The sequence below is a fragment of the Stenotrophomonas sp. HMWF023 genome, from assembly GCF_003060985.1.
Taxonomy (GTDB): domain Bacteria; phylum Pseudomonadota; class Gammaproteobacteria; order Xanthomonadales; family Xanthomonadaceae; genus Stenotrophomonas; species Stenotrophomonas lactitubi.
Genome location: NZ_QAIJ01000175.1, coordinates 13,071 through 35,864, shown reverse-complemented (window position 1 = coordinate 35,864; position 22,794 = coordinate 13,071). Strand labels below are relative to the sequence as shown.

Annotated in this window: 18 protein-coding genes; 7 read left to right on the top strand and 11 right to left on the bottom strand. The window is 67.8% G+C overall.

What is annotated here, in order from left to right; genetic code table 11:
- Positions 1-76: 76 nt before the first annotated feature.
- A complete protein-coding gene (locus DBR20_RS09570; protein ID WP_100461762.1) occupies positions 77-385 on the top strand; it encodes a hypothetical protein in 309 nt (102 codons plus the stop codon).
- Here the strand turns inward: DBR20_RS09570 and DBR20_RS09565 are convergent.
- Positions 373-1,434, bottom strand: coding sequence for a DNA topoisomerase IB (locus tag DBR20_RS09565; protein WP_108266013.1), 1,062 nt, complete (start codon positions 1,432-1,434; stop codon positions 373-375). The two genes, DBR20_RS09570 and DBR20_RS09565, sit on opposite strands and share 13 nt — an antisense overlap.
- Positions 1,435-1,550: 116 nt before the next feature.
- Between DBR20_RS09565 and DBR20_RS09560 the strand changes: the two genes are divergently transcribed.
- The 3 genes from DBR20_RS09560 to DBR20_RS09550 all read left to right on the top strand — a co-directional run bounded on the left by DBR20_RS09560 (position 1,551) and on the right by DBR20_RS09550 (position 8,107).
- Entirely contained in the window at positions 1,551-1,940 is a 390-nt protein-coding gene (locus tag DBR20_RS09560) for an I78 family peptidase inhibitor (protein ID WP_100461760.1), read from the top strand.
- Positions 1,941-2,112: 172 nt separating this feature from the next.
- Positions 2,113-6,567, top strand: coding sequence for a glutamate synthase large subunit (gene gltB, locus DBR20_RS09555; RefSeq protein WP_108266012.1), 4,455 nt, complete (start codon positions 2,113-2,115; stop codon positions 6,565-6,567).
- Between the two features lie 94 nt (positions 6,568-6,661).
- On the top strand, positions 6,662-8,107 hold the full coding sequence (locus tag DBR20_RS09550) for an FAD-dependent oxidoreductase (protein ID WP_108266011.1): 1,446 nt from the start codon (positions 6,662-6,664) through the stop codon (positions 8,105-8,107).
- On the opposite strand, the gene DBR20_RS09545 is transcribed toward DBR20_RS09550, so the two are convergent.
- Entirely contained in the window at positions 8,093-10,522 is a 2,430-nt protein-coding gene (locus DBR20_RS09545; protein ID WP_258223273.1) for a response regulator, read from the bottom strand. The genes DBR20_RS09550 and DBR20_RS09545 overlap by 15 nt on opposite strands.
- Positions 10,523-10,676: 154 nt before the next feature.
- Between DBR20_RS09545 and DBR20_RS09540 the strand changes: the two genes are divergently transcribed.
- The gene (locus DBR20_RS09540) at positions 10,677-11,546 is read left to right on the top strand and encodes a methylglyoxal synthase (protein ID WP_108266009.1); all 870 of its coding nucleotides are present in this window, start codon (positions 10,677-10,679) and stop codon (positions 11,544-11,546) included.
- Positions 11,547-11,995: 449 nt separating this feature from the next.
- Here the strand turns inward: DBR20_RS09540 and DBR20_RS09535 are convergent, their stop codons facing one another.
- Genes DBR20_RS09535 through ttcA form a run of 3 tightly spaced genes read right to left on the bottom strand, consistent with a single transcriptional unit; the run spans position 11,996 to position 14,673 of the window.
- Positions 11,996-12,775, bottom strand: coding sequence for a SprT family zinc-dependent metalloprotease (locus DBR20_RS09535; RefSeq protein WP_108266008.1), 780 nt, complete (start codon positions 12,773-12,775; stop codon positions 11,996-11,998).
- 59 nt (positions 12,776-12,834) lie between these two features.
- The gene (locus DBR20_RS09530) at positions 12,835-13,740 is read right to left on the bottom strand and encodes a recombination-associated protein RdgC (protein ID WP_108266007.1); all 906 of its coding nucleotides are present in this window, start codon (positions 13,738-13,740) and stop codon (positions 12,835-12,837) included.
- A gap of 36 nt (positions 13,741-13,776) precedes the next feature.
- The gene (gene ttcA / locus DBR20_RS09525) at positions 13,777-14,673 is read right to left on the bottom strand and encodes a tRNA 2-thiocytidine(32) synthetase TtcA (RefSeq protein ID WP_108266006.1); all 897 of its coding nucleotides are present in this window, start codon (positions 14,671-14,673) and stop codon (positions 13,777-13,779) included.
- 90 nt (positions 14,674-14,763) lie between these two features.
- Between ttcA and DBR20_RS09520 the strand changes: the two genes are divergently transcribed.
- Positions 14,764-14,967, top strand: a complete 204-nt coding sequence (locus DBR20_RS09520; protein WP_032978412.1) for a YdcH family protein — start codon at positions 14,764-14,766, stop codon at positions 14,965-14,967.
- A gap of 143 nt (positions 14,968-15,110) precedes the next feature.
- Here the strand turns inward: DBR20_RS09520 and DBR20_RS09515 are convergent, their stop codons facing one another.
- From DBR20_RS09515 to DBR20_RS09490, 6 genes are all read right to left on the bottom strand, one after another.
- Positions 15,111-15,467: a hypothetical protein gene (locus DBR20_RS09515; RefSeq protein WP_108266005.1), complete on the bottom strand. Its 357-nt coding sequence runs from the start codon at positions 15,465-15,467 to the stop codon at positions 15,111-15,113.
- Complete coding sequence (gene plsB, locus DBR20_RS09510; RefSeq protein ID WP_108266004.1) at positions 15,464-18,100, bottom strand: glycerol-3-phosphate 1-O-acyltransferase PlsB; 2,637 nt, start codon at positions 18,098-18,100, stop codon at positions 15,464-15,466. Before plsB ends, DBR20_RS09515 begins: the two co-directional genes overlap by 4 nt.
- Positions 18,100-19,053 (bottom strand): hypothetical protein, encoded by a 954-nt coding sequence (locus tag DBR20_RS09505; protein ID WP_108266003.1) that lies wholly within the window; start codon positions 19,051-19,053, stop codon positions 18,100-18,102. Before DBR20_RS09505 ends, plsB begins: the two co-directional genes overlap by 1 nt.
- A gap of 316 nt (positions 19,054-19,369) precedes the next feature.
- Positions 19,370-20,194: a serine protease gene (locus DBR20_RS09500; RefSeq protein ID WP_108266002.1), complete on the bottom strand. Its 825-nt coding sequence runs from the start codon at positions 20,192-20,194 to the stop codon at positions 19,370-19,372.
- 219 nt (positions 20,195-20,413) lie between these two features.
- Positions 20,414-21,139: an orotidine-5'-phosphate decarboxylase gene (pyrF, locus tag DBR20_RS09495; RefSeq protein WP_108266001.1), complete on the bottom strand. Its 726-nt coding sequence runs from the start codon at positions 21,137-21,139 to the stop codon at positions 20,414-20,416.
- A complete protein-coding gene (locus DBR20_RS09490) occupies positions 21,136-22,056 on the bottom strand; it encodes a 5'-nucleotidase, lipoprotein e(P4) family (RefSeq protein WP_100554315.1) in 921 nt (306 codons plus the stop codon). Before DBR20_RS09490 ends, pyrF begins: the two co-directional genes overlap by 4 nt.
- A 100-nt stretch (positions 22,057-22,156) precedes the next feature.
- Between DBR20_RS09490 and DBR20_RS09485 the strand changes: the two genes are divergently transcribed.
- A partial coding sequence (locus DBR20_RS09485; RefSeq protein WP_108266020.1) for a DUF480 domain-containing protein occupies positions 22,157-22,794 on the top strand: 638 nt, incomplete at its 3' end.

The following is a 22,794-nucleotide window of genomic DNA, read 5'->3' as shown; positions in this document are numbered from 1 at the left end:
CATCGCGTGCACGGCATTCATTCCGCCACCACGCCTGTCGTCGCACCCTGCAGGCCACAACACGAGGAACTCCCCCATGAAACATGCCATTGCCACCGCCGCCGTCTGCTTCGCTCTCGCCGCCTGCAGCAGCAGCCCAGTCGCCCAGATCCAGCCCATCGATGGCGTGATTTCCGGTCAGTGCCATTCCGACATGGTGCGCGGCGCGGTCGGCCTGGCAGCATCGGATGCCACCGTCGAGCGCGCCCGCGTCGACAGCGACAGCCTGCACGTGCAGGTGCTGCGTCACGACGGTCCGCGCGTGCCGCCAGCCAGCGAAGGCGGTGAGCGCCTGACCATCGAAAAGGGCCGCACCAACAACATCACCGCGATCTATTGCGGCTGAGTTGCCTTGCGGCTGAGCCGCCGGGCGCGGCGCAGGACCTTCAGTGTCGCCTGTTCCCACTGCCGCGGGCCGCGCAGGCCCGCCAGCGAGGCCAGCTCACCGCGCTCCCACCCGGCGAACACGCACGGGTCGATATAGGCCTTGCGGCATACCGCAGGGGTATTGCCCAGCCGTGCCGCCACTTGGCACACCACTTCGCGCTGCGCCTTGGCCAGCGCGCGCTGGCTTGCCGGTTCTGGCAGCTCGGTGGCGGCGAAGGTCTGCACGGCGGCCAGCGTTCCGCCCCAGGTGCGGAAGTCCTTGGCGGTGAAGTCTTCGCCCATCACTTCGCGGAGGTAGTCGTTCACCGCGCCGGAGTCCACCGGCTGCACCTCGCCCGCGTCGTCGCGGTACTGGAACAGGGCCTGCCCGGGCAGCTGCTGCACGCTGCGCACCAGCGCGCCCAGCCGACGGTCGCCCACCGTCACCTCATGCAACTGGCCGGACTTGCCACGGAAGCGCATGCGCACCCGGCCACCCCGAAGCAGGTCCAGGTGACGGTTGCGCAGCGTTGTCAGGCCGTACGACTTGTTCTCCTGCGCATAGGTCTCGTTGCCCACCCGCACCAGCGTGTCGGCGAGCAGCGCGACCACCACCGCCAGCACCTTCTCGCGTGGGAAGCCACTGCGCTTGAGGTCGCGGCCGAGGCGCCGTCGCAGCGCCGGCAACGCTTGGCCGAAGGCGATGATGCGGTCGAACTTGCCGGCATCACGCACCGCCGCCCAGTCGGAGTGGTAGCGGTATTGCTTGCGCCCCCGTGCGTCGCGGCCGGTGGCCTGCAGATGGCCGTTGGCATGGGCGCAGATCCACACGGCGGTGTAGGCCGGGGGCACGGCCAGCGAGCGGATGCGCTGCAGTGTGGCGGCATCGCGTATGGCATGACCGTCGGCATCGCGATAGGAGAAGCCTTTGCCAGCGCGGACGCGGCTGAAACCGGGCTGTGTGTCATCGACGTAGCGCAGGCCGGCGGCGCGCGCGGCCTGGCGTTCGGGTGTAGGGGTGGCTGGCATGCCGTCAGTCTGCCGAGCGGCGCGGCGCGGCCACGTCAATAACGCAAGACAAACACGTGAGGGTGGGTTCGCCGCTATGCTCGGCCTTTCACCTTCCCTTCCATTCCGGAGTCATGATGTCGTTCCCGATCCGCGCCCGTTCCCTCTCCGCCCTGCTGCTGCCGGCCGTGCTGGCCCTGACCGCCTGCCAGGCGCCGTCGCTGGATGAGCAGGACTCGGCCACCGCCCACGCACAGCAGGCCGCCGAGGCTGCCAAGGCTCCGGCCGACGAAGCCGGCAAGGCCACCGAAGCACCGCCGGTCGGCAACTGCGACGCCAGCCAGGTGCAGAGCCTGGTCGGCCAGGCCTACACCGATGCGCTGGGCAAGCAGGCCCAGGAAGACTCCGCCGCGACCCAGCTGCGCGTACTGCACCCCAATGACGTCACCACGATGGAGTTCGTGGGCGACCGCCTGAACATCGAGGTGGACGCAAAGGACGTGGTCAGCGGCGTCCGCTGCGGCTGACCCATCCCGCGCCGGCAAGCGTTTGCCGGCGCTTTGGTTGCGGCTGCAACCGTGTATTGCGGCGTTGCAGCAACCTGTGATCTAGTCGAGGCATCCGGTGGCCTCACGATGCGCTCCAGGGATTGAGCGGGCAGGAGTGTCCCCGTTCATTTCAATCTGCATCGAGGTAGAGATGGCCCCCCGCAACCGCCAAGGGCTTTACGACCCGCGCTCCGAGCGCGATGCCTGTGGATTTGGCATGGTCGCCCAGCTCGACGACCAGCCTTCGCGCCTGTTGGTCGATACCGCAATCGCCGCGCTTTCGCGGATGACCCACCGTGGTGGTGTCGCCGCCGACGGCCTGACCGGTGATGGCTGCGGCCTGTTGCTGCGCCGCCCCGATGCCTTCCTGAAACTGCTGGCCAGCGAAGCGGGCATCGCCGTCGGCGCGCGCTTCACTGCCGGCCTGGTGTTCCTGCCGCACGATGCCGACGCCGCGCAGGCCTGCCGCACACAGCTGCAGCAGCAGATCGAGGCGGTCGGCTGCAAGGTGGCCGGCTGGCGCGAGGTGCCGACCGACGACAGCGTCTGTGGGCAACTGGCGCGCGATACCCTGCCGCGCATCGAACAGGTGTTCGTCGATGCCGGCGTCGGTCAGGATGACGCCGGCTTCGGCCTGGCCCTGTTCCTGGCCCGTCGCCGCAGCGAACAGCTGCTGCGCGCGCACGCCGACTACTACGTCACCACGCTCAGCCCCAACGCCATCAGCTACAAGGGCATGGTGCTGCCGGACAAGCTCAGCCGTTTCTTCCCGGACCTGCAGCGTCGTGAACTGGCCTCCAGCGCCATCGTGTTCCATCAGCGCTTCTCCACCAATACGCTGCCGCGCTGGCCGCTGGCACACCCGTTCCGGATGCTCGCCCACAATGGCGAGATCAACACCATCGAAGGCAACCGCCGCTGGGCGCAGGCGCGCAGCAAGGTGTGGAAGACGCCACGCTTCGACATCGGCGAATTCGACCCGGTCATCTCCATGCATGGCTCGGATTCGCAGAGTCTGGACAACATGCTGGAACTGATGGTGTCCGCTGGCATGGAACTGATCCAGGCACTGCGCATCCTGGTACCGCCGGCCACGCAGTCGCTGGAATTCAAGGACCCGGACCTGGCCGCGTTCTACGAATTCCACGGCCTCAACAGCGAACCGTGGGACGGCCCGGCCGGCATCGTCGCCTGCGACAGCCGCTACGCCGTGTGTACCCTCGACCGCAATGGCCTGCGTCCGGCGCGCTGGATGCTGACTGCCGATCGCCACTTCCTGGTAGCTTCCGAAGCGGGCGTCTGGGAAGTCCCGACCGAGCGCGTGGTGCGCAAGGGCAAGCTCGGCCCGGGCGAGATGATCGCCATCGACCTCAAGCGCGGTGACCTGCTCGATTCAGAAGCCATCGATCGCATCAACCGCGGCCGTGCACCGTACAAGCAGTGGCTGCAGCAGGGCGTCACCTATCTGCAGACCGAACTGATCGATCCGTCGCTGGTGGAAGAGCCGTTCGACGAAAGCACCCTGCGCAGTTACCACAAGCTGTATCAGCTCAGCAGCGAGGAAGTGGAGCAGGTGCTGCGGCCGCTGGCCGAGACCGAACAGGAAGCCACCGGCTCGATGGGCGATGACACGCCGATGGCCGTGCTCAGCCAGCGCAGCCGTCCGCTGTACGACTACTTCCGCCAGGCCTTCGCGCAGGTCACCAACCCGCCGATCGACCCGCTGCGCGAAGACTGCGCGATGTCCCTGTCCACCCAGCTCGGCAAGGAGACCAACATCTTCCATGCCGGCCCGGAGACGGTGAACCACGTCATCCTCAATTCGCCGGTGCTGAGCCAGCGCAAGCTGCGCCAGCTGCTGAAGATGGACCAGTACGTACAGGCCAACCGCCTGCTCGATCTGTCCTACAGCGAAGAGGAAGGCCTGCGTGCAGGCATCGAGCGCATCTGCGCCGAAGCCGAACAGGCCGCGCGCGATGGCATGGTGATGCTGCTGCTGTCCGACCGCTACCCGGTGGCCGGGCGGCCGATGGTGCATGCACTGCTGGCCACCAGTGCGGTCCACCACCACCTGTCACGCCTGGGCCTGCGCTGCGACGTCAACCTGATCGTCGAGACCGGCACCGCGCGCGACGCGCACCACATGGCCTGCCTGCTCGGCTTCGGTGCCACGGCGGTGTACCCGTACCTGGCCTACCAGACCCTGTTCGACCTGGGTCGTCGCGGCATCCTCAAGCTCAGCAAGGGCGGCGAGCAGTCGCAGATCGGCCGCCGCTACCGCAAGGGCATCTACAAGGGCCTGTCGAAGATCATCTCGAAGATGGGCATCTGCACCGTGGCCAGCTATCGCGGTGCGCAGCTGTTCGAGATCATCGGCCTGGAGCCGGAGGTCGTCGACCTGTGCTTCCCCGATACCGCCTCGCGCATCGGCGGCGCCGGCTTCGCTCGCCTGGATGCCGACGCGCGTGAACTGTGCGCGCAGGCTTGGGATGCACAGCAGGGCGTGGATGTCGGCGGCCTGCTGAAGTATGTGCACGGCGGCGAATACCACATGTACAACCCGGACGTGGTGACCACCCTGCAGCGCGCGGCGCGCAGCGGTGACCCGCGTGCGTGGCAGCAGTACTGCGATGCCGTGCATGCGCGGCCACCCTCGGCGCTGCGCGATCTGCTGCAGCTGGTGCCGGCGGCGACGCCGACACCATTGGACGACGTCGCACCGGCCAGCGATCTGTTCCCGCGCTTCGATACCGCAGCGATCAGTCTCGGCGCGCTCTCGCCCGAGGCGCATGAAGCGCTGGCGATTGCGATGAACCGCCTCGGCGGCCGCAGCAATTCCGGCGAAGGTGGCGAAGACCCGGCGCGCTATGGCACCGACAAGCGCAGCAAGATCAAGCAGGTGGCCTCGGGCCGCTTCGGCGTCACCGCCGAATACCTGGTGAATGCCGAAGTGCTGCAGATCAAGGTCGCCCAGGGCGCCAAGCCCGGCGAAGGCGGTCAGCTGCCCGGACACAAGGTCAATGAACTGATCGCGCGGCTGCGCTATGCCAAGCCCGGCATCGGCCTGATCTCGCCGCCGCCGCACCACGACATCTACTCCATCGAAGACCTGGCGCAGCTGATCTATGACCTCAAGCAGGTCAACCCGACCGCGCTGGTGTCGGTGAAGCTGGTCAGCCATGCCGGTGTAGGCACGATCGCTGCCGGCGTGGTCAAGGCCGGTGCCGACCTCATCACCATTTCCGGCCACGACGGCGGCACCGGTGCGTCGCCGGTCAGTTCGATCCGCTATGCCGGCGTGCCGTGGGAACTGGGCATCGCCGAGGCGCACCAGGCATTGGTGGCCAACGACCTGCGCGGGCGCACCCTGCTGCAGACCGACGGCGGCCTGAAGACCGGCCTGGACGTGGTCAAGGCGGCGCTGCTGGGTGCGGACAGCTTCGGCTTCGGCACCGCGCCGATGATCGTGCTGGGCTGCAAGTACCTGCGCATCTGCCACCTCAACAACTGCGCCACCGGCGTGGCCACCCAGGACGAGCGCCTGCGCGAGAACCACTTCACCGGCCAGCCCGAGCGCGTGGAGAACTTCTTCCGCCTGCTGGCCGAGGAAGTACGCGGCTGGCTGTCGGTGCTGGGTGCACGCTCACTGCAGGAGATCGTCGGCCGTACCGACCTGCTGCGCCAGCTTGAGGTCTCACCTCGCGAAGACGTGCGCGTGGATCTGTCGCGGCTGCTGGCCGACGCCAGTTACCCGGGCAGCCACTGCGCCGCACAGCGCCTGTACGAATCACCGGACAGCCTGGCGACGCAGATGGACGGCCTGCTGGCCGAGGCCATCGAGCACAAGCGTGGCGGCGAACATCGCTTCCTGATCCACAACACCGACCGCAGCATCGGCACCCGCCTGGCCGGCGCCGTGGCGCGCGCTCACGGCAACCAGGGCATGGCAGAATCGCCGCTGGAGCTGCGCTTCCGTGGCAGCGCCGGGCAGAGCTTCGGCGCCTTCAACGTCGGCGGCCTGCACCTGGAAGTGGAAGGTGAAGCCAACGACTACGTCGGCAAGGGCATGGCCGGTGGCCGCCTGGTAGTGCGCCCGCCGCGTGGCGCACGCTTCGAGGCACGCAGCACCGCCATCATCGGCAACACCTGCCTGTACGGCGCCACGGGAGGCGAGCTGTTCGCCGCCGGCCGTGCCGGTGAACGTTTCGCCGTGCGCAACTCCGGCGCACTGGCGGTGGTGGAAGGCGCAGGCGATCACTGCTGCGAGTACATGACCGACGGCGTGGTGCTGGTGCTGGGCAAGGTCGGCCTCAACTTCGGTGCTGGCTTCACCGGCGGCCTGGCCTACGTGCTGGATGTGGACCGCGATTTCGTTGATCGCTACAACCACGAGCTGATCGACATCCATCGCGTGTCCGCCGAGGGCTTCGAGAACTACCGCCAGCACCTGCACCGTCTGATCGGCCGTCATCGCGAGCTGACCGGCAGCATCTGGGCGCAGCAGATCATGGATGAGTTCCGCGATTACATCGGCAAGTTCTGGCTGGTCAAACCCAAGGCCGCCAGCATCGAGTCGCTGACCGAAACCCTTCGCCGCGCCGCGTAATGCAAGGGGCGCCGCCCGCAACTGGCGCCCCGGTCTCCCCACCGCTGTAGTGCCGGCCGCTGGCCGGCATCCGGAAAACACCACAGAGCCCGCCATGAGCCGCAAGCACGCCTTCCAGTTCCTCGACCTGCCCCGGACCATGCCGCAGCGCATCCCGGTCGAACTGCGCACCTCCGGCGACTGGGGTGAGCTGTACGGAAAGTTCGGCAAGGAAGATGCCCAGTACCAGGCCGGCCGCTGCCTGGACTGCGGCAACCCGTACTGCAGCTGGAAGTGCCCGGTGCACAACGCCATTCCGCAATGGCTGCAGCTGGTGCAGGAAAACCGCATCCATGAAGCGGCCACGCTATGCCACAGCACCAACCCGCTGCCGGAAGTGTGCGGCCGGGTGTGCCCGCAGGACCGTCTGTGCGAAGGCAGCTGCACGCTGGAGGAGTTTGGCGCGGTCACCATCGGCGCGGTGGAGAAGTACATCGTCGACACCGCCCTGGCCACCGGCTGGCGGCCGGACATGACCGCTGTACAGCCCACCGGCCACACGGTGGCCGTGATCGGTGCCGGGCCGGCGGGCCTGGCCTGTGCCGACCGCCTGGCGCATGCCGGCATCACCGCGGTGGTCTACGACCGCTACGAGCAGGTCGGTGGTCTGCTGCAGTTCGGCATCCCCAGTTTCAAGCTGGACAAGGATGTGATCCGCCGCCGACGCGACGTGCTTGAAGGCATGGGCGTGCAGTTCCGCCTGGGCGTGGAAATCGGCCGCGACGTCAGCCTGCAGCAGCTGCTGGACACCCATGATGCGGTATTCGTTGGTACCGGCGCCTACCGCTACACCGATGGTGGCCTCGATGGCCAGGACCTGAAGGGCGTGCTGCCGGCGCTGCCGTTCCTGGTGCAGAACAGCCGCATCGTCGGCGGCGATGATCCGCAGGGCCGGCCGATCGCCGGCTGGGAAGACCAGATCGCCCTGCCCGATCTCAATGGCAAGCGTGTGGTGGTCCTCGGCGGTGGCGACACCGGCATGGACTGCGTGCGCAGTGCGGTGCGTCTGGGCGCAGCCAAGGTCACCTGCGCCTACCGCCGCGACGAAGCCAACATGCCGGGCAGCGCGCGCGAAGTGGCCAATGCACGCGAGGAAGGCGTGCGCTTCCTGTTCAACCGCCAGCCGCTGTCGATCGAAGCCGGCGCCGATGACGAAGTGATCGGGGTGACGGTCATCGAGACGCGGCTGGGCGAACCCGATGCCAACGGCCGCCAGAACGCGGTGCAGATCGGGGGCAGCGAGTCGCTGCTGGAAGCGGACGTGGTGATCATCGCGTTCGGTTTCTCGCCCAGCGTGCCGTCGTGGCTGGCCGAGCATGGCGTGGAAGGCCAGGCCAACGGCCGCATCCTTGCCGGAGGCAAGGGCAAGCTGCCCTTCCAGACCGCCCATCCCCGCCTGTTCGCCGGTGGCGACGCAGTGCGCGGTGCCGACCTGGTGGTGACCGCGGTGGCCGAAGGTCGCGACGCTGCTGCCAGCATCGCGCGGTTACTGGCGCACTGACAGACCGAGCGGCATCAGCGCTGCGGCCAGGGCGGCATGCAGTGCCTGGCGGTCGACCGGCTTGGCGATGAAACGATCGATGCCAGCGTCGAGGCAGGCCTGACGGGTACTGTCGAGCACGCTGGCGGTCAACGCGATGATCGGCACCCTTGCCGCATCGGCCCGCGGATCGGCGCGGATCGCGCGGGCCAGGGCAAAGCCGTCCATGCCCGGCATGTGGCAGTCGGTGATGACCAGCGCGAACCGTTGCGTCTGCCACGCCTGCCAGGCCTGCTCGCCATTGGCGGTGGCATGCACATGCAGGCCCAGTTCCTGCAGCCGCTGGACCAGCAACTGCAGGTTGGTGGGATGGTCTTCGGCAACCAGTACCCGCACCGGCGGCAACACCTGCAGGCCAGCCGCGCCATCACGAGGCCCCGCCGATGGCGCCTCGCAGGCCGGCAGGTACAGGTCCAGCCACACCGTGGTGCCCGCGCCCGGCGTGCTGCACAGGTGCAGTTGTCCGCCCATCGACGCCGCCAGCTCCCGGCAGATCGCCAGGCCCAGGCCGCTGCCGCCGAAGCGCCGGGTGGTGGAAGCATCGGCCTGGGTAAACGCTGCGAACACCGCGCGCTGGCGCTCGCGGCTGATGCCCACTCCAGTATCGGTCACCTGCAGCCGCAGCTGCTGGCCGTGTTCGCGCTGCTGCAGCACCCGCACCTGCAGGTCCACTCCGCCCTGCAGGGTGAATTTCAGCGCGTTGCCCGCCAGGTTGAACAGGATCTGGCGCAGACGCAGCGCATCGGCCAACGACCCACGCTGCAGCGCGGGATCCACCTCGCAGCGCAGATGCAGCCCCTTGCTTGCCGCCACCGGTACCAGCAGACGCTGCACCGCCCGCAGCAGCTCGGCCAGGTCGGTGGGCAGGCACTGCGGTGGCTGTGGGCCGGACTGCAGGCGTTGGCTGTGCAGCACGTCGTCGAGGATCTGTCGCAGCATCTGCGCGGCATCATCGATGGTCGCCAGTACCTGGCGCTGGCGCGCATCCAGTGCACCGCTGCCGAAGCGCTCCAGCATTCCCAGCAGGGTGCTCATCGGCGTGCGGATCTCGTGGCTCATGGTGGCCAGGAAGTGGGTCTTCGCGGCAGCATCCTGCTCCGCATCACGCCGGGCATCGTTCAACGCCTGCGTACGTGCGCGTGCCTCGGTGACATCCATCCAGTATCCGCTCCATTCCACGCCGCTGTCGCTGCAGGCAATCGGTCGCCCGTGCGAACGTACCCAGCGCCAGCCGTTGGGGCCGCGCGTGCGGAAGGTGATGTCGATCGGCCCACGCACCAGTGCGGCGGCATCGACGCAGGCCAGCACCGAGCGGCGGTCCTGCGGATGGACGGCTGCCAGCAGGCTGCCATGGTCGACCCGCGCGGTATCCACGCTGATCCCGAACAGGGCATGCACGTCGCCGGCAATGTGGGGAACGCTGTACTCGCCGGTGCTGCTGCGCCGCGCCTGGTACACCACTGCCGGCAGGTTGGCGGTGACGTCCTGCAGGCGATGTTCCAGCGCCTGCCTGCGCAGGCCTTCGCGGTGCAGCCGCCAGTAGCCGAACGCATACACCAGACCCATCGTCAGCAGCACCAGCAGCACAGCGATCGACCCGCGCAGGGGCGACACCGGCGTGTGGCCGCGACGAGGGGACGTCACGATCCAGTGTGCCCGCAATGCCTCGCGCTGCTCCTGTGTCATGCCTGCCTGCAGCTGGTTGAAGCGGGCCACCAGATGCGCGCACGCCGGCAGTGCGGCCAATACCAGTGCGTCGCTGAAGCCGGCAGGCGCTGCCACGTCCAGCGCGTCGCCCGGCTGATTGCGCAGCGTGGCTTCCACGTCCACCAGGTTGCCCACCACCGCATCGACCTGGCCGCTGATCAGCAGCCGCAGTGCCGTGTCCAATGTCGCCACCTGCAGCAGCGGCACGGCCGCACCCGACTCCTCCAGCATCCTGGCAAGCGGCACGATGTCGAGGCTGGCCACGCCGCGACCGTGCAGTCCAGCCAGGCCGATGATCGGCAGCGCGTCGGGGCGTCGCACGATCACCTGCGGCACCTGCAGGTAGGGCACGCTGGCCATCCAGCCTTTCGGCTTCTGCTCGCGTGGCCAGCCGAGCACGGCGTGGGTCCCGGCAGGCAGCGCGGCGGCAGCCAGCGCCGTCGCAGCTACGGGTGTGGCGCGCAGCGTGGGGTACTGCTCCTGCAGCAGCGCCAGGTAGACCGCCACCAGGCCCTGTGGCGTGTCGTCCAGACTGGATGACAACGGCGCACGGTCGGCGGGGTAGGCAAGCAGGATGGGGCCTTCGCACTGTCCGGCCCAGGCCTGCGCCGACAACAGCGACAGGACTACGATGCGGGCCAACGGGCCAGCGACATTCACGGTGGACATCCTCATGTCGCAGGCAGGGGCATGGCCGCATCGCGGTGCGACCTCCTGCCACGCTAGCGACGCACTTCCCAGCAACAATGAGGAAATGTGTAAAACCCTCCGAAACCGTCAATAGCGACATACACTGCCGCTTCTACCGATCCCGGAGCTTTCGATGCGCATCGGCCTGGCCGCCAACCGTCTCCATCACAACGACGCGCACGCGGCACTGTTCCGCTGGTTGCGCGCCAGCGAACCCGGGCTGCGCGAACTGGGCGTGACACTGTGTGCGGTCGGCCGTACCCACGATGCGATCCAGCGCAACGGCTTCCTTGCCGGTTACGACGGCCTGCAGCGCTATCCGTACGGTCGCGAAGGCGGGTTGATGAAGCTGGTGGCCGAAGTGGTGGGCATGGGCGCCGAGCGTACGCTGGACGGTGCGGTCTACCTGATGGATCCGGTCGACCCCTCCTCGGTGTTCCCCGAGGCGACCGCGCTCAAGCGCCAGTGTGTGATCCACGGCAAGCCTTTCATTTCCACCGTGGCCACCGCCCGCGACTGGATCGAGGTGGAGCGCATCCATGCTGGCCTGGCCGCCGATGCCGGCGCCGACGAGCTGCATGCCTTCGAAGGGCAGACACTGGCGTTGATCGCGCACGATGCGATGAAGCCGGCCATGCTGGCGTTCGCCGATGAACACTTCGACGTGCTGGCGCGCTTCGGCGAACGTGTAGCCACCGGTACCACCGGCCAGCGCTTGAACGAGCTGGCCTGGAGCCGCGGCTGGCCCGCGGATACGGCATGGGTGACGCGCTACCAGAGCGGCCCGATGGGCGGCGATGCGCAGATTGCCGACCGCGTGCTGGAAGGTCGCTGCCAGCGTGCGATCTTCTTCGAGGATCCGCATGTGGCGCGCCAGCACGAGGCGGACATCCAGCTGCTGGAGCGGGCAGTGACTACGGTGACCGATCAGGCGGTGTGCATCACCGCTCCGCGGGTGGCGGCGCGATGGGCGGATGCTGCGGCATTGCGCGTGGGTCGATGAGGTTTTCGGCCAACGGCTGAGCCCCTCGTGGTGGCCGTTCAAATCAAAAGCTATGCTTGGCCGGACGGGATGGATTGCGCAGGGGTCGCTGCAAGTCCCCCTCCGGGGCCCGGCCCAGCCGCTGGCGGCTGTGCGTTCGGTCGCTTGCGAAGCAGTGCTTCGCAAGCAAAGCGCCCTCACCCTTGTAAGCTCGATGGCGCCATCCATGGCGCCAACGCCCCTGCATGACCCACCCGCCCGACCTCAGACAGTTTCCGTGCGCGTCCAGCCACGGAAGAGAAAAAGAAGATCAAGAGCAGCAGCGAATCGCGCGCTGCGCGCGCTTTTGTAGCCGCAGCCCATGCTCGGGTGCTCGATACCCTCTCTGGAGTGGAGCCCCTTCTGTTGAAGGGGCGCGCCGAAGGCGGGGGTAGAGGAGGAATGCGCGGGCAGCTGCTGTAGCGCGAGCGCTACAGCAGCTGCCGGAGCATGGCCTTGAGGCGTCGCCCTTCCAGCTGGAAATAGTCGCGCTGCGCGCGCCAGTCGGGGAAGCGCTGTTCCACTTCGTGCCAGAACGCCGGCGAGTGGTTGGCCTGGATCAGGTGGCAGAGTTCGTGCACCAGCACGTATTCGAACGCGGCGGGGCTGCCCAGTACCAGTGCCAGGTCCAACGCCATGCTGCCGTCGGGGGCCAGCGAGCCCCATTGCGAGGACATCACCTTCAAGCGCAGGCGGCTGGGTGCGCGCGGCAGGCCGGGCAGGTACTTCGGCAGCCAGCGGCCGACATCGGCGCGGGTCTGTGCTTCGTAGAACTCGCGCAGCAGGCGGCGCAGGGTCGCGTCGCCGCCACGGCTCGGCCATTGCACGCAGGCGCCGTGTTCGTCGATTTCCAGTCGTGCGTAGCGGCCTTCCTGCCAACGCAGCGGCAACAGTTCGCCGCGCAGCGGCAGCACACCTTCAACGCCGGGCTGCAACGCGGCGGGCAGTCCATGCCCCTGGTAAAGGCGCAGCTGCAGGCCCAGCCAGTCGCGATGCTGTTCAAGGAAACGCTCGCCCATCACCAGGCTGGCGCGCGGCGGCAACGTCAGTCGTGCACCGCGCTCATCGACGCTGAGCTTGATCCGGCGCGCGCGCGGATCGCGCACGCGCAGTACCTCGATCTCGACATCCTCCAGCCGCAGGCGAACGGTGTCGCGCTGTACGGTGGCGGCAGGGACCGGCGAGATCAGGCGGCGCAGCAGACGGCTCATGGTCCCAGCATAGCGCCGTGTAGGGCCGCCGGATGACCGGCGGCCGACGGCCTGCCTGTTCAGTCAGCCTTGCTGAGCTTGAAGGCTTCTTCCAGCAGCAGGAACAGGCGACGGATCTCCGCGCTCTGCAGGGCGAAGCGGGCGTCGAATTCGGCGCGGCGGCCGTCTTCGTCCGCGTGCTCCAGCTGGTCCAGCGCGCCGTCCAGGAACTTCAGCTTGCGCACGATCAGGTCGTCGCCCAGCACGAAGGACAGGTTGTCCTCGAACACCAGGGCCAGCTTGGTCACCTGCTTGCCGGCGTCCAGGTGCTTGTCGATCTCGTCGCAGCGCAGTTCCTGGTGCTGGCACTTGACCACCGCGCCACCTTCCACCGGATCCTTCATCTCGCACTCCTCACCCAGGCTGAAGCCGGTGGGCAGGGGCTCGCCGGCGATCCAGCCGGTCAGGATCGAACGCGGCGCGACTTCAGCGTTCAGCGGCATTGCCGGGAAGCTGCCGAGCAGGCCACGGATGTCGGACATGAAGTATTCGCCGGTCTTGCGGCTGGAGGTGTCCACCACCACGTAGCCGTGCAGCTGGTCGATGAAAGCGTCGTTGCGCGAGGACTTCACGAAGGCGCGCGGCAGCAGTTCATGCAGCAGGTCGTCCTTCATGCGCTTGCGCTCGCGGCCACCGGGGCGGCGGCCTTCCTTCTCTTCGATCTCTTCCAGCTTGCGCTCGAGCAGGTCGTTGACCACCGCGCCGGGCAGGATCTTGTCCTCGCCACCGACGGTCAGCCACAGGTGTTCGGCAATGCGGTGCGAGAGAGCTTCCTTCTCTTCGCGGCCGAACGGCGAGATGAAACCACGCGAGTTCATTTCCAGCGCGCCGACCGGCTTGAGCAGGGCGTGCGGCAGCAGGGTGTCGACTTCGGAAAAATCAGTGGTGGTCGGGAAGCGGAAGAACGTCAGGTTGCGAAAGAACATGGAATTCCGGTGTCTGAAGAAGAAGGGCGCCCGACCTTAAACGGCAGGCGTCTCGGGAACTGCGTCGGCCAGCCAGGCATCGGCATGCGCCGCATCGCCACGGCGGCCCAGGGCCATGAAATCGAACAGGGCGGCATCGGCCAGCTGCGCAGGTCGCACGTCGGCCATCGCACGTGCGATCTGTTCGATGCGCCCGGGATGGTCCTGGTCCCACTGCTTGAGCATCAGGCCGACCTGCCGACGCTGCAGGTTTTCCTGGCTGCCGCACAGGGTGCAGGGAATGATCGGAAAACGGCGGGCCTGCGCGTACTGGGCGATGTCGTGCTCGCGCACGTACGCCAGCGGGCGGATCACCACGTGCTGTCCATCGTCGCTGAGCAGCTTCGGTGGCATGGCGGCCAGCTTGGCATGGTGGAACAGGTTCAGGAAAAACGTGGCCACCACGTCATCGCAATGATGGCCCAGGGCGATCTTGCTGAAGCCGTGCACCTTGGCGTGGTTGTACAGCGCGCCACGGCGCAGGCGCGAGCACAGCGAACACATCGTCCGGCCTTCCGGGATGACCCGGCTGACCACCGAATACGTGTCCTGCTCGATGATCTGGTACGGCACGCCCAGCCCGGCCAGGTACTCCGGCAGGACGTGCTCGGGGAAACCGGGCTGTTTCTGGTCCAGGTTCACCGCTACCAGTTCGAACGGCACCGGCGCCTTTTTCTGCAGCTGCAGCAGCAGGTCCAGCAGGGTGTAGCTGTCCTTGCCGCCAGACAGGCAGACCATGACCTTGTCGCCGGCTTCGATCATGCCGAAGTCGGCGATGGCCTGGCCGACCTGGCGGCGCAGGTGCTTGCCCAGCTTGTCCGCCCCGCGCCCGGCCACGCGCGGATCGCGCGAAACGCGCTGCGGGGGATCGGGCAGGGAGATCACGGCAGACATGGCTCCATTCTACCGGCTTGCGGCAGCCTGGACCCGGGGTCGGGATTCCCCTCTCCCTGCAGTCATCGTCGCTGTGTATGCTCGGAGACCGTGGACACCTACAACCCCGCCGAAATCGTCGAACACCTCGTCGCCCTGCGTGCCGAGCACCGGTCGCTGGATGAACAGATCGCGCGCATGGCCGCCAACGGCGAGGATGAGCTGGAGTTCAAGCGCCTGAAGCGGCGCAAGCTGCAGTTGAAGGACTGCATCACCAAGCTGGAAAGCCTGCAGATTCCGGACGAGCCGGCGTAACCGGTGGCCCATCCACGCATGGCGTGGATCTACTGCAGGCCTACGCCCGCCCCGAAGTCCGGTAACGACCCGGCAACCTATGGATCCACGCCATGCTGGGACGTCTCCAGTAGATCCACGCCATGCGTGGATGGGGCCCTGCATCAACGCGGCAGCACCAGCTCCGCACTCCAGGCTGCCTCGCCGTCCACGGTCAGGTCGCAGCGGCGCACGTTGCCCGCACCGATACAGCGCAGCCCCAGCGGATGGCCGTACCAGTCACCGCCAAGACCCTGGCGAGCGGCGGGTTCATCACCGCTGATACGCACCTCGCCAGCCAGCCACAGACGGTAGCGCGCCGGTTGCCCGGCCTTTGCCTCGACACACAGGCGCACCGGCGCATCGGCCAGCCGCCCGGGCAGGTTATCGTCCACGCAGACCTCTGCAGCCTGCACCGAAGCAGCCGCTAGGCCTGCGGCCGCGATCAACGCGGCCAGGCCCGACAGGCGCCGCAGGTTCAATCCTGCGGTGCCGGTTCGTCCGGGCGCGCCGCTTCCGGGCTGACCCGTTCGATGGTGTGGCGCAGTTCGCGGCCGAGGATGAACTTGGCATCCTTGGCCCAGGCGTCCAGGCGATCGTCGAACAACAGCTTGCTGTTCTCGTCCGGCCATACCAGGCGCAGTTCGCGCAGCTTCTGGATGAAGCCGCGGAACAGCGACTTGTCGAAGAACTCCGGCGCGGCCGGAGCGTAGAGCAGGCTCAGGCGCTGCGCGGCCTGCTGGCACAGGCTTTCCAGCTCGGCGGCGCCGAGCGTGCCCGGGCCGTTCTTCACCAGCACCGAAATGGCGATGTAATAGCGCTCGAACGCCTGCTGCAGCGAATGGCCGATCGCACGCAGGCGGAACACTTCGTCGGTCTGCCCGGTATTGCGCGCAAGGATGCCGCCGTCGTCTTCGTTGACGTTCTGCAGCAGGCCCTCACGCACGAACACGTCGATGGTCTGGTCGATGCGCTGGGCGAACTCGTCCTCGGTCCATGGCAGGAACAGCTCGGCCTGCAGGAACGGGTACACCGTGCGGCCCAGCTGCACCAGGCCGGTGCGGCTCATGCGGCGGTTGTTCTGGAAGCAGCAGGCCACCCAAGACGACGCGGTGAACAGGTGCACCACGTTGTTGCGGAAGTAGCTCAGCAGCACCGCGGTATCGCCGCTGACGCTGAGCACGTCGCCCAGCGGGTGCTTGATGCGGGTAAGGACGTTGATCTCTTCGGCGTGGGCGATGATCCGCTCCGGCGAGTGCGGGGTCACCGTCACCCGGCCCGAATACGGCATCTCGACCAGCAGGGTCTTGCACAGCTCGATCTGCGCGATCAGGTCGGCCTCGCCCATCGCATGCTTGGGCGTGGACAGCAGGGCCAGCGCCAGCAGGTTGATCGGATTGACGTCGGCGGCGCCGTTGATGCGTACCTGGATGCGCTCGGCCAGGGTGTCGACGGTGGTCGACAGCCACGATGGCTTCTCGTCCTCGGACACCGCCTCGCCACCCCACTCCGGGGCCTTTTCGGCCAGCACGTCGTTCAGCGCGATCGGCTCACCGAAGTTCACCACCACTTGGCCGTAGTTCTGCTTGAGCACCTTGGGGATGCCCCACAGCAGCTGCCAGATCGATTCCTTTTCCTTCGGCCGCCCGGACAGTTCATCCAGGTAGCTGCCGCCCTCCATCAGCTTCTCGTAGCCGATGTAGATGGGCTGGAACAGCACCGGCTTGCGCGGCTGGCGCAGGAACGCGCGCAGGGTCATCGAGATCATGCCGCCCTTGGGCTGCAGCAGGCGACCGGTACGCGAGCGCCCACCCTCGACGAAGTATTCGATGGAGTAGCCGCCTGCGACCAGCTGCGCCACGTACTCGCTGAGCACCGCTGAATACAGCGCGTTGCCGCGGATCGAGCGGCGGATGAAGAACGCACCGCCCTTGCGCAGCAGCGTGCCGACCACCGGCAGGTTCAGGTTGATGCCGGCCACGATGTGCGGCGGCACGATGCCACGGTCGTACAGCAGGTAGGACAGCAGCAGGTAATCCATGTGGCTGCGGTGGCTGGGCACGTAGACCACTTCGTGGCCCGGTGCAGCAGCCTTGAACTTGTCCAGATGGTGCACCAGCACGCCTGCGTAGATGCGGTTCCACACGTGGCTGAGCATGAAGCTGGCCGAGCGCACCGCCGGGCTGGAATAGTCCGCAGCGATTTCCCAGGCGTAGGCGTGCGCCTTCTTCCAGGCATCGCTGGTTTTGCTGTTGTCGCGCTTGGCCTGGGAGGCGATCGCTTCGCGCACCGTCTCGGCGGCCAGCACCTGGTCCACCAGCAGGCGCCGGGTCGACAGGTCAGGGCCGATCACCGACTCGCGGATGCGGCGGAAATGGGTACGCAGCACGCGCTGCAGCTTGCGCACCGTTCGCTCGGGCTCCAGGCCCTCGTCGATGGTCGAACGCAGCGAGATCGGCGGAGCAAAGCGCACGATCGTGCTACGGCCATTGAGCAGCACCGCCAGCAGTCGGCGGAAGCGGCCGACCAGCGCCCAGTTTTCCGAGAACAGCACGGCGAACCAGCCGCTCTGCTTGTCCGGGGCGCGGCCGACGAAGATCGATACCGGCACCAGGTGCACATCCAGGTCGTCGCGCACGCGATGGGCCTGCAGGACCTTGGCCAGCGAATCGGAATGGGTCTTGGCCCCGCGCTGTTCGGGAATCAGCGAGTTGCTGGAGCTGCGGCGCGACAGGGCCAGGTAGGCGCGCTTGCGGCCGGTGGGGTCACCGGCCAGCGGCACCAGCGGCGACGGCAGGCCAGCCTGGCGGCAGGCCTTGTCCAAGATCAGCGCGTTGGACAGGCCGTAGTCTTCCAGCACGTACATGACCGGGCGGCCATCGTTGTACTGACCCGGGTCTTCCGGCTCGATCTTCAGCGACAGCCAGGGTTCCACCAGACGCCCGAGCAGGCGCGCCCACAGCGGGCGGCGGCCGGCAGGACGCGCGTGCACGGGCGTCGCCGCTGGCGGCGTGCCGGCGTCGGTCGAGGGGGACGCCGGCGCCGTGTCGGCGGGCGTCTGCTGGGATTCTTCGCCGGGGAACGGCAGCGGGTTCTGTTTCGACATCGACGTCATTATGGCTTAGCCGATGGCGTTGCCGCTTCCCCATCGGTTGCGGGGGCGGGCACAGGCTCTGGCGCGGCGGCGGCGCGGGCGGCATCGGCCTGGCGCAACAGGGCGTCGGTATCGGCCAGGGTGCGGGTCAGGTACCAGTGGCCCTCGCGCCGGCTCAGCGGTACCTGCACGGTCATCGCGCGGCCGGCAAGCTCGTACTGCAGGCGCACCAGGGCGTTGTCGCCCTCCACCGACAGCAGCTCACCACGCACGCTGCGCAGCGCCTCGTCCACGCCCAGGCCATAGCTGGCCAGCACGGCCTTCACCGTATGGATGAACGGCGCCAACTGCTGCAGGCTGCCTTCCATCCCCGCGGCCTGCAGGCCGGCGTCGTCCTGGAAACCGACCTTGGCCGCGGCACCAACGAGCGCGGCGATGCTGCTGCGGGCTCTGGCGCGGTCGCTGATGGGTGCGTCCTGGGCCCAGGCCGCCAGGGTCTGCACCAGCTGGATGTAGTGCGCCTGCTGGCCGGGCGTATAGCCCTTCTGGTGCCGCAGGTACTGCACTCCGAAATTGCCCATCGACTGCGCGGCCTGGCGTACGGCGCGGGCCTGGCCGGCCAGCTGGCGGTCGAAACTGCGCTGCAGCTGCACGCTGGCGCCGGGCTCACGCAGCGCCGCCAGCATCGGCAGCAACTGGTCACCGAGCGGCAGTCCCGTCAGCGGCCACTGGCTGTGGCCGTCGGCCCAGGACTGCTGCAGGCGCTGGTACTGGCTGGGTGGCACCGACAGCTTTGCGTAGCCGACCAGATCGTCCTCGGCCAGCCGTTGCGCCATCGCCTGTACCGCGGCGACAGGCTCGGCCGGCGCGGCGGCCGGATCATTGCCGGATTCACGGCACGCGGCGATGGCCAGCAGCAGCATGGCCGCCAGTCCCCATCCCCGCGCAGACCTTCCTCGCACTACAACGCTCATGCAATCGGACTCCCCGGACCGGTCCGCATCTTGCGGCCTGCGACGTGACAGCGGCAAGCCGGGGCGTCACGGTTTCTGCCATGGCCTGCGCTGCGCGGGGGATTCACGCCATGTGCCGACGGGCCTCCCCACAGCGGGCGGACAAAAAAAAGAGCCCGGATCACAGGGATCGCAGACTCTTCAAACCGGCGCAGGGCCGGTGGACAGTGTTGTGGCGCATGTCCGGCCCGAAGACCGGATGGCGGCGATCCTACGCTGCCCGCAAAGTTAACGCAACACATGACAAAACATCATTCAACCAATTGATTTTATTGAATCAATCGCGTTGCCAGACCGCTTCTATGAAATCTACGGCATGTTTTTCGGCGATTCGGGCATAAACGCCGGGGTAGCCGGCCAGCGCGCAGCCTTCGCCCCAGCTGACGACACCGAACTGGGTCCAGCCCTCGCGCAGGCGCAGCAGCAGCGGACCGCCGGAATCGCCCTGGCAGCTGTCGATCCCTTCGCGGCCGGCGCAGATGACCTTGCCGCGTGCCAACTCGCCCGCATACGCCTGCTGGCACTCGGCGAAGGGCACGAACGGGGTCTGCACCGTCTGCAGCTGGGTGGGATAGAGGCGCCCGTCGGTGATATCGGTGTCGCCCCAGCCGATCACCGTGAACTGCCTGCCTGGCTTGAGATAGCTGGCATCGGGTCGCAACCGCAGCGCCACCGGCTGCGCATCGGCCAACGGCGCACTCAGGTGGATCAAGGCGACGTCATGCTCCAGCGAATTGCCGCTGTTGAACGCCGGATGCACATGGATGGCCGTGACGTTGGATGCGCGTGTCGACGGTTCGGTGGACAGCGCAGTGACGCCGCCCAGTACGGCGAGATCACCAGGACGATCACCCTCCACGCAGTGCGCGGCGGTCAGCACCCAGGACGGTGAGATGAGCGTGCCGCCGCAGAAGTGTCGGTCGTAATCGGTATCACCGGAGGAAACGCCCTGCAGGCTGACCATGAACGGGTAGTCACCGGGCCTGGCAGCCTCGCCGCCGATGATGCGCGGCGCTTCGCGGGGCTGGGGTGCCGCCGCAGCGGGAAAGACGATGGCGGCGGCCAACAGGCTGCCGAACAGCAAAGAGGTGCTGCGATACATATCCGTGTATTCCTCTATCGATGGTGGGAACCGGCACGGCCGCGGTCCGTGCTGGTGCATCGATTGATAGAGGTCGCTCCACCCGCGCAGCGCGATGTGGCGCACAGTTTCCCGGGCTGGGGTCGGGTGCGTCAGGGCAACAGACACAAATGCGAACGCCATCCCGCATTTGGCGGGATGGCGTTCGTGGTACCGGCGTGACCGCCGTCGGAGCGTGGCTCAGCGCGCGGCCAGAGCCGTCGCGATTTCCCGCTGGATCGCCCGTGCTGCGGCCTGCGGATCGGACGCCAGGCGAATCGGACGACCGACCACGATGGCATCGGCGCCATCGGCAAAGGCCTGCGCCACCCCCACGGTGCGCTTCTGGTCATCGCCGACCGGGCCACCGGGGCGGATGCCCGGGCAGACGATCGAGAAACCGGCGCCGGTCGCGGCACGGATCGGACCGGCTTCCTGGCCGGAGGCGATCACGCCGTCGATGCCAGCGGCCTGTGCGGCCAGCGCGCGTTCGACCACGACATCCACTGGTTCGCGGTCGATGCCCATCTGCGCCAGGTCCGCGCGGCCCATCGAGGTCAGCACGGTCACCGCCAGCAGGCGCATGTCGCCGCTGTTGGCGGCCGCGCAGGCCTCCATCATCGCCGGGTGCCAGCCATGGATGGTGGCGTAGCTGACCGGCCACTGCGCCAGGCGCTTGATCACCGCCGCGGCAGTGGCCGGGATGTCGAAGAACTTGAGGTCGACGAACACGCGCTTGTCGCGGCGTGCCAGTTCGTCCAGTACCTGGAAGTACTCACCGGAGGCGAGCAGTTCCATGCCGATCTTGTAGAACGCCACGCTGTCGCCAAGGCGGTCGACCCACTCCAGCGCCTGCACGCGGTCAGGCACGTCCAGCGCGAAGATCAGACGCTCGTCGTCGCGCAGCGGCAGCGGGGCGCGGCTCACGGCGCGTAGTCCAGCGCGGCACGCTTGGCATCATGGCGGGCCTGGCGCGACTGCGAGTAATCGTTGTTGAACTGCGCCGGCTCGAAGCCGCCGTAGGTCGGGTTCGGCAGCATCCACCAGCGCTCGCCGAACCAGTCGTGATACTGCTGCAGCAGCGCGTCGCGGCCGTCATTGGTGTTGGCGGTCACTTCCACGAAGTCACCCAGCTGGTCGCCGAACTGCATCAGCACGCGGTACTTCTGGCCGGCCAGGCGGCGGCGGCAGTTCTTCTCGCTGCCGGCCTGCTCGCAGCCTTCAACCACCGTGCCCAGACCGAGGAACACGCTGTCATCGGCCACCGGCAGGCCCTGCTCGCGCAGGTTGGCCAGGGTCGCGTCCTTCAGGTGCACGGCGCGGTTGGAGATGTACAGCAGGGTGACGCCCTTGGCGTTGGCAGCCTTGGCGAAGTCGACCACGCCGGGAATGGCCTTGGCCTTCTTTTCGGCGACCCACTGGTCCCAGCTGAGTTCGTCGTATTCCTTGCCGTCACGCACCAGGCGCGCCTGGTAGGGCGAGTTGTCCAGCACGGTCTCATCCACGTCCAGCACCACGGCCGGCTTCAGGCCCTTGGCCTCGTTGCCACGCTCTTCCGGCACCAGCGCATCCCAGTGGGCTTCCTTCAGCGCGACGTCCAGGTGGTCGGCGGCAGCACGGTAGGTCTGCTCGGTGATCGCCTTGTATTCCTGCGCGCGCTGCATCCACAGCACGGCATTGAGGTTGTCGTTGGCGGTCGCGTCGAGCGCGCCGTCTGCCTTGGCGGCAGCGGCCGGCGCTTGCGGGGTGGCGGCTTCGGCAGGCGCTTCCACGCGCTTGCAGGCGGACAGGCCCAGCGCCGCGGTGGCGAGCAGGGTCAGGGACAAGGAAACGGGACGACGCATGGATTCACCGGCAATCAGATATACCCGCCCATTTTACCGGCAAAGGCGCCGCCGGGACGGCTATGCTTGGTGGTTGACCTGTTGTCTTCCGGAAGCCGCCATGACCGACCCTGCCCAGACCCCCGACGTTCCGCTGCTGGATGCCGTACAGGCGCGCCTGCTGGGCTGCCTGGTGGAGAAGGAAGCCACCACCCCGGACACCTACCCGCTGACGGTCAACGCCGCGCAATCGGCCGCCAACCAGAAGACCGCCCGCGAGCCGGTGATGAACGTGAGCGCCGGCAGCGTGGAGCATGCGCTGCGCCAGCTGGAGACCCTGGGCCTGGCGCGCCAGCACTTCTCCTCGCGCGCCGACCGCTACGAGCATCGCCTGCAGAGCGCGCTGGACCTGACCCGGCAGCAGACCGTGCTGCTGGCCCTGCTGCTGCTGCGCGGGCCGCAGACGCTTGGCGAACTGGTCACCCGTGCCGAGCGCCTGCACCGCTTCGCCGATGTCGACGAAGCCCACCACGCCATCGAGCGCCTGCAGCAGCGTGCCCTGCTGGTGGTGCTGCCGCGCGCCAGCGGCCAGCGCGAGGACCGCTACATGCACCTGCTGTGCGGTGAAGTGGACGGCGCGGCGTTGGCGGCGAAGTACGCCAGCAGTGGCGGTGGCAGCGAAGCGGCCGATCCCGGCCTGGCCGAGCGCGTGGCCCAGCTGGAAGCGGCCGTGGCCGAACTGCAGGCCCAGCTGGCGGA

What these genes read in the sequence shown, in the direction of transcription:
- DBR20_RS09570 (WP_100461762.1), top strand. Translation starts at nt 77, where the DNA reads ATGAAACATGCCATTGCCACCGCCGCCGTCTGCTTCGCTCTCGCCGCC.
- DBR20_RS09565 (WP_108266013.1), bottom strand. Translation starts at nt 1,434, where the DNA reads ATGCCAGCCACCCCTACACCCGAACGCCAGGCCGCGCGCGCCGCCGGC.
- DBR20_RS09560 (WP_100461760.1), top strand. Translation starts at nt 1,551, where the DNA reads ATGTCGTTCCCGATCCGCGCCCGTTCCCTCTCCGCCCTGCTGCTGCCG.
- gltB (WP_108266012.1), top strand. Translation starts at nt 2,113, where the DNA reads ATGGCCCCCCGCAACCGCCAAGGGCTTTACGACCCGCGCTCCGAGCGC.
- DBR20_RS09550 (WP_108266011.1), top strand. Translation starts at nt 6,662, where the DNA reads ATGAGCCGCAAGCACGCCTTCCAGTTCCTCGACCTGCCCCGGACCATG.
- DBR20_RS09545 (WP_258223273.1), bottom strand. Translation starts at nt 10,522, where the DNA reads ATGTCCACCGTGAATGTCGCTGGCCCGTTGGCCCGCATCGTAGTCCTG.
- DBR20_RS09540 (WP_108266009.1), top strand. Translation starts at nt 10,677, where the DNA reads ATGCGCATCGGCCTGGCCGCCAACCGTCTCCATCACAACGACGCGCAC.
- DBR20_RS09535 (WP_108266008.1), bottom strand. Translation starts at nt 12,775, where the DNA reads ATGAGCCGTCTGCTGCGCCGCCTGATCTCGCCGGTCCCTGCCGCCACC.
- DBR20_RS09530 (WP_108266007.1), bottom strand. Translation starts at nt 13,740, where the DNA reads ATGTTCTTTCGCAACCTGACGTTCTTCCGCTTCCCGACCACCACTGAT.
- ttcA (WP_108266006.1), bottom strand. Translation starts at nt 14,673, where the DNA reads ATGTCTGCCGTGATCTCCCTGCCCGATCCCCCGCAGCGCGTTTCGCGC.
- plsB (WP_108266004.1), bottom strand. Translation starts at nt 18,100, where the DNA reads ATGACGTCGATGTCGAAACAGAACCCGCTGCCGTTCCCCGGCGAAGAA.
- DBR20_RS09505 (WP_108266003.1), bottom strand. Translation starts at nt 19,053, where the DNA reads ATGAGCGTTGTAGTGCGAGGAAGGTCTGCGCGGGGATGGGGACTGGCG.
- DBR20_RS09500 (WP_108266002.1), bottom strand. Translation starts at nt 20,194, where the DNA reads ATGTATCGCAGCACCTCTTTGCTGTTCGGCAGCCTGTTGGCCGCCGCC.
- DBR20_RS09490 (WP_100554315.1), bottom strand. Translation starts at nt 22,056, where the DNA reads ATGCGTCGTCCCGTTTCCTTGTCCCTGACCCTGCTCGCCACCGCGGCG.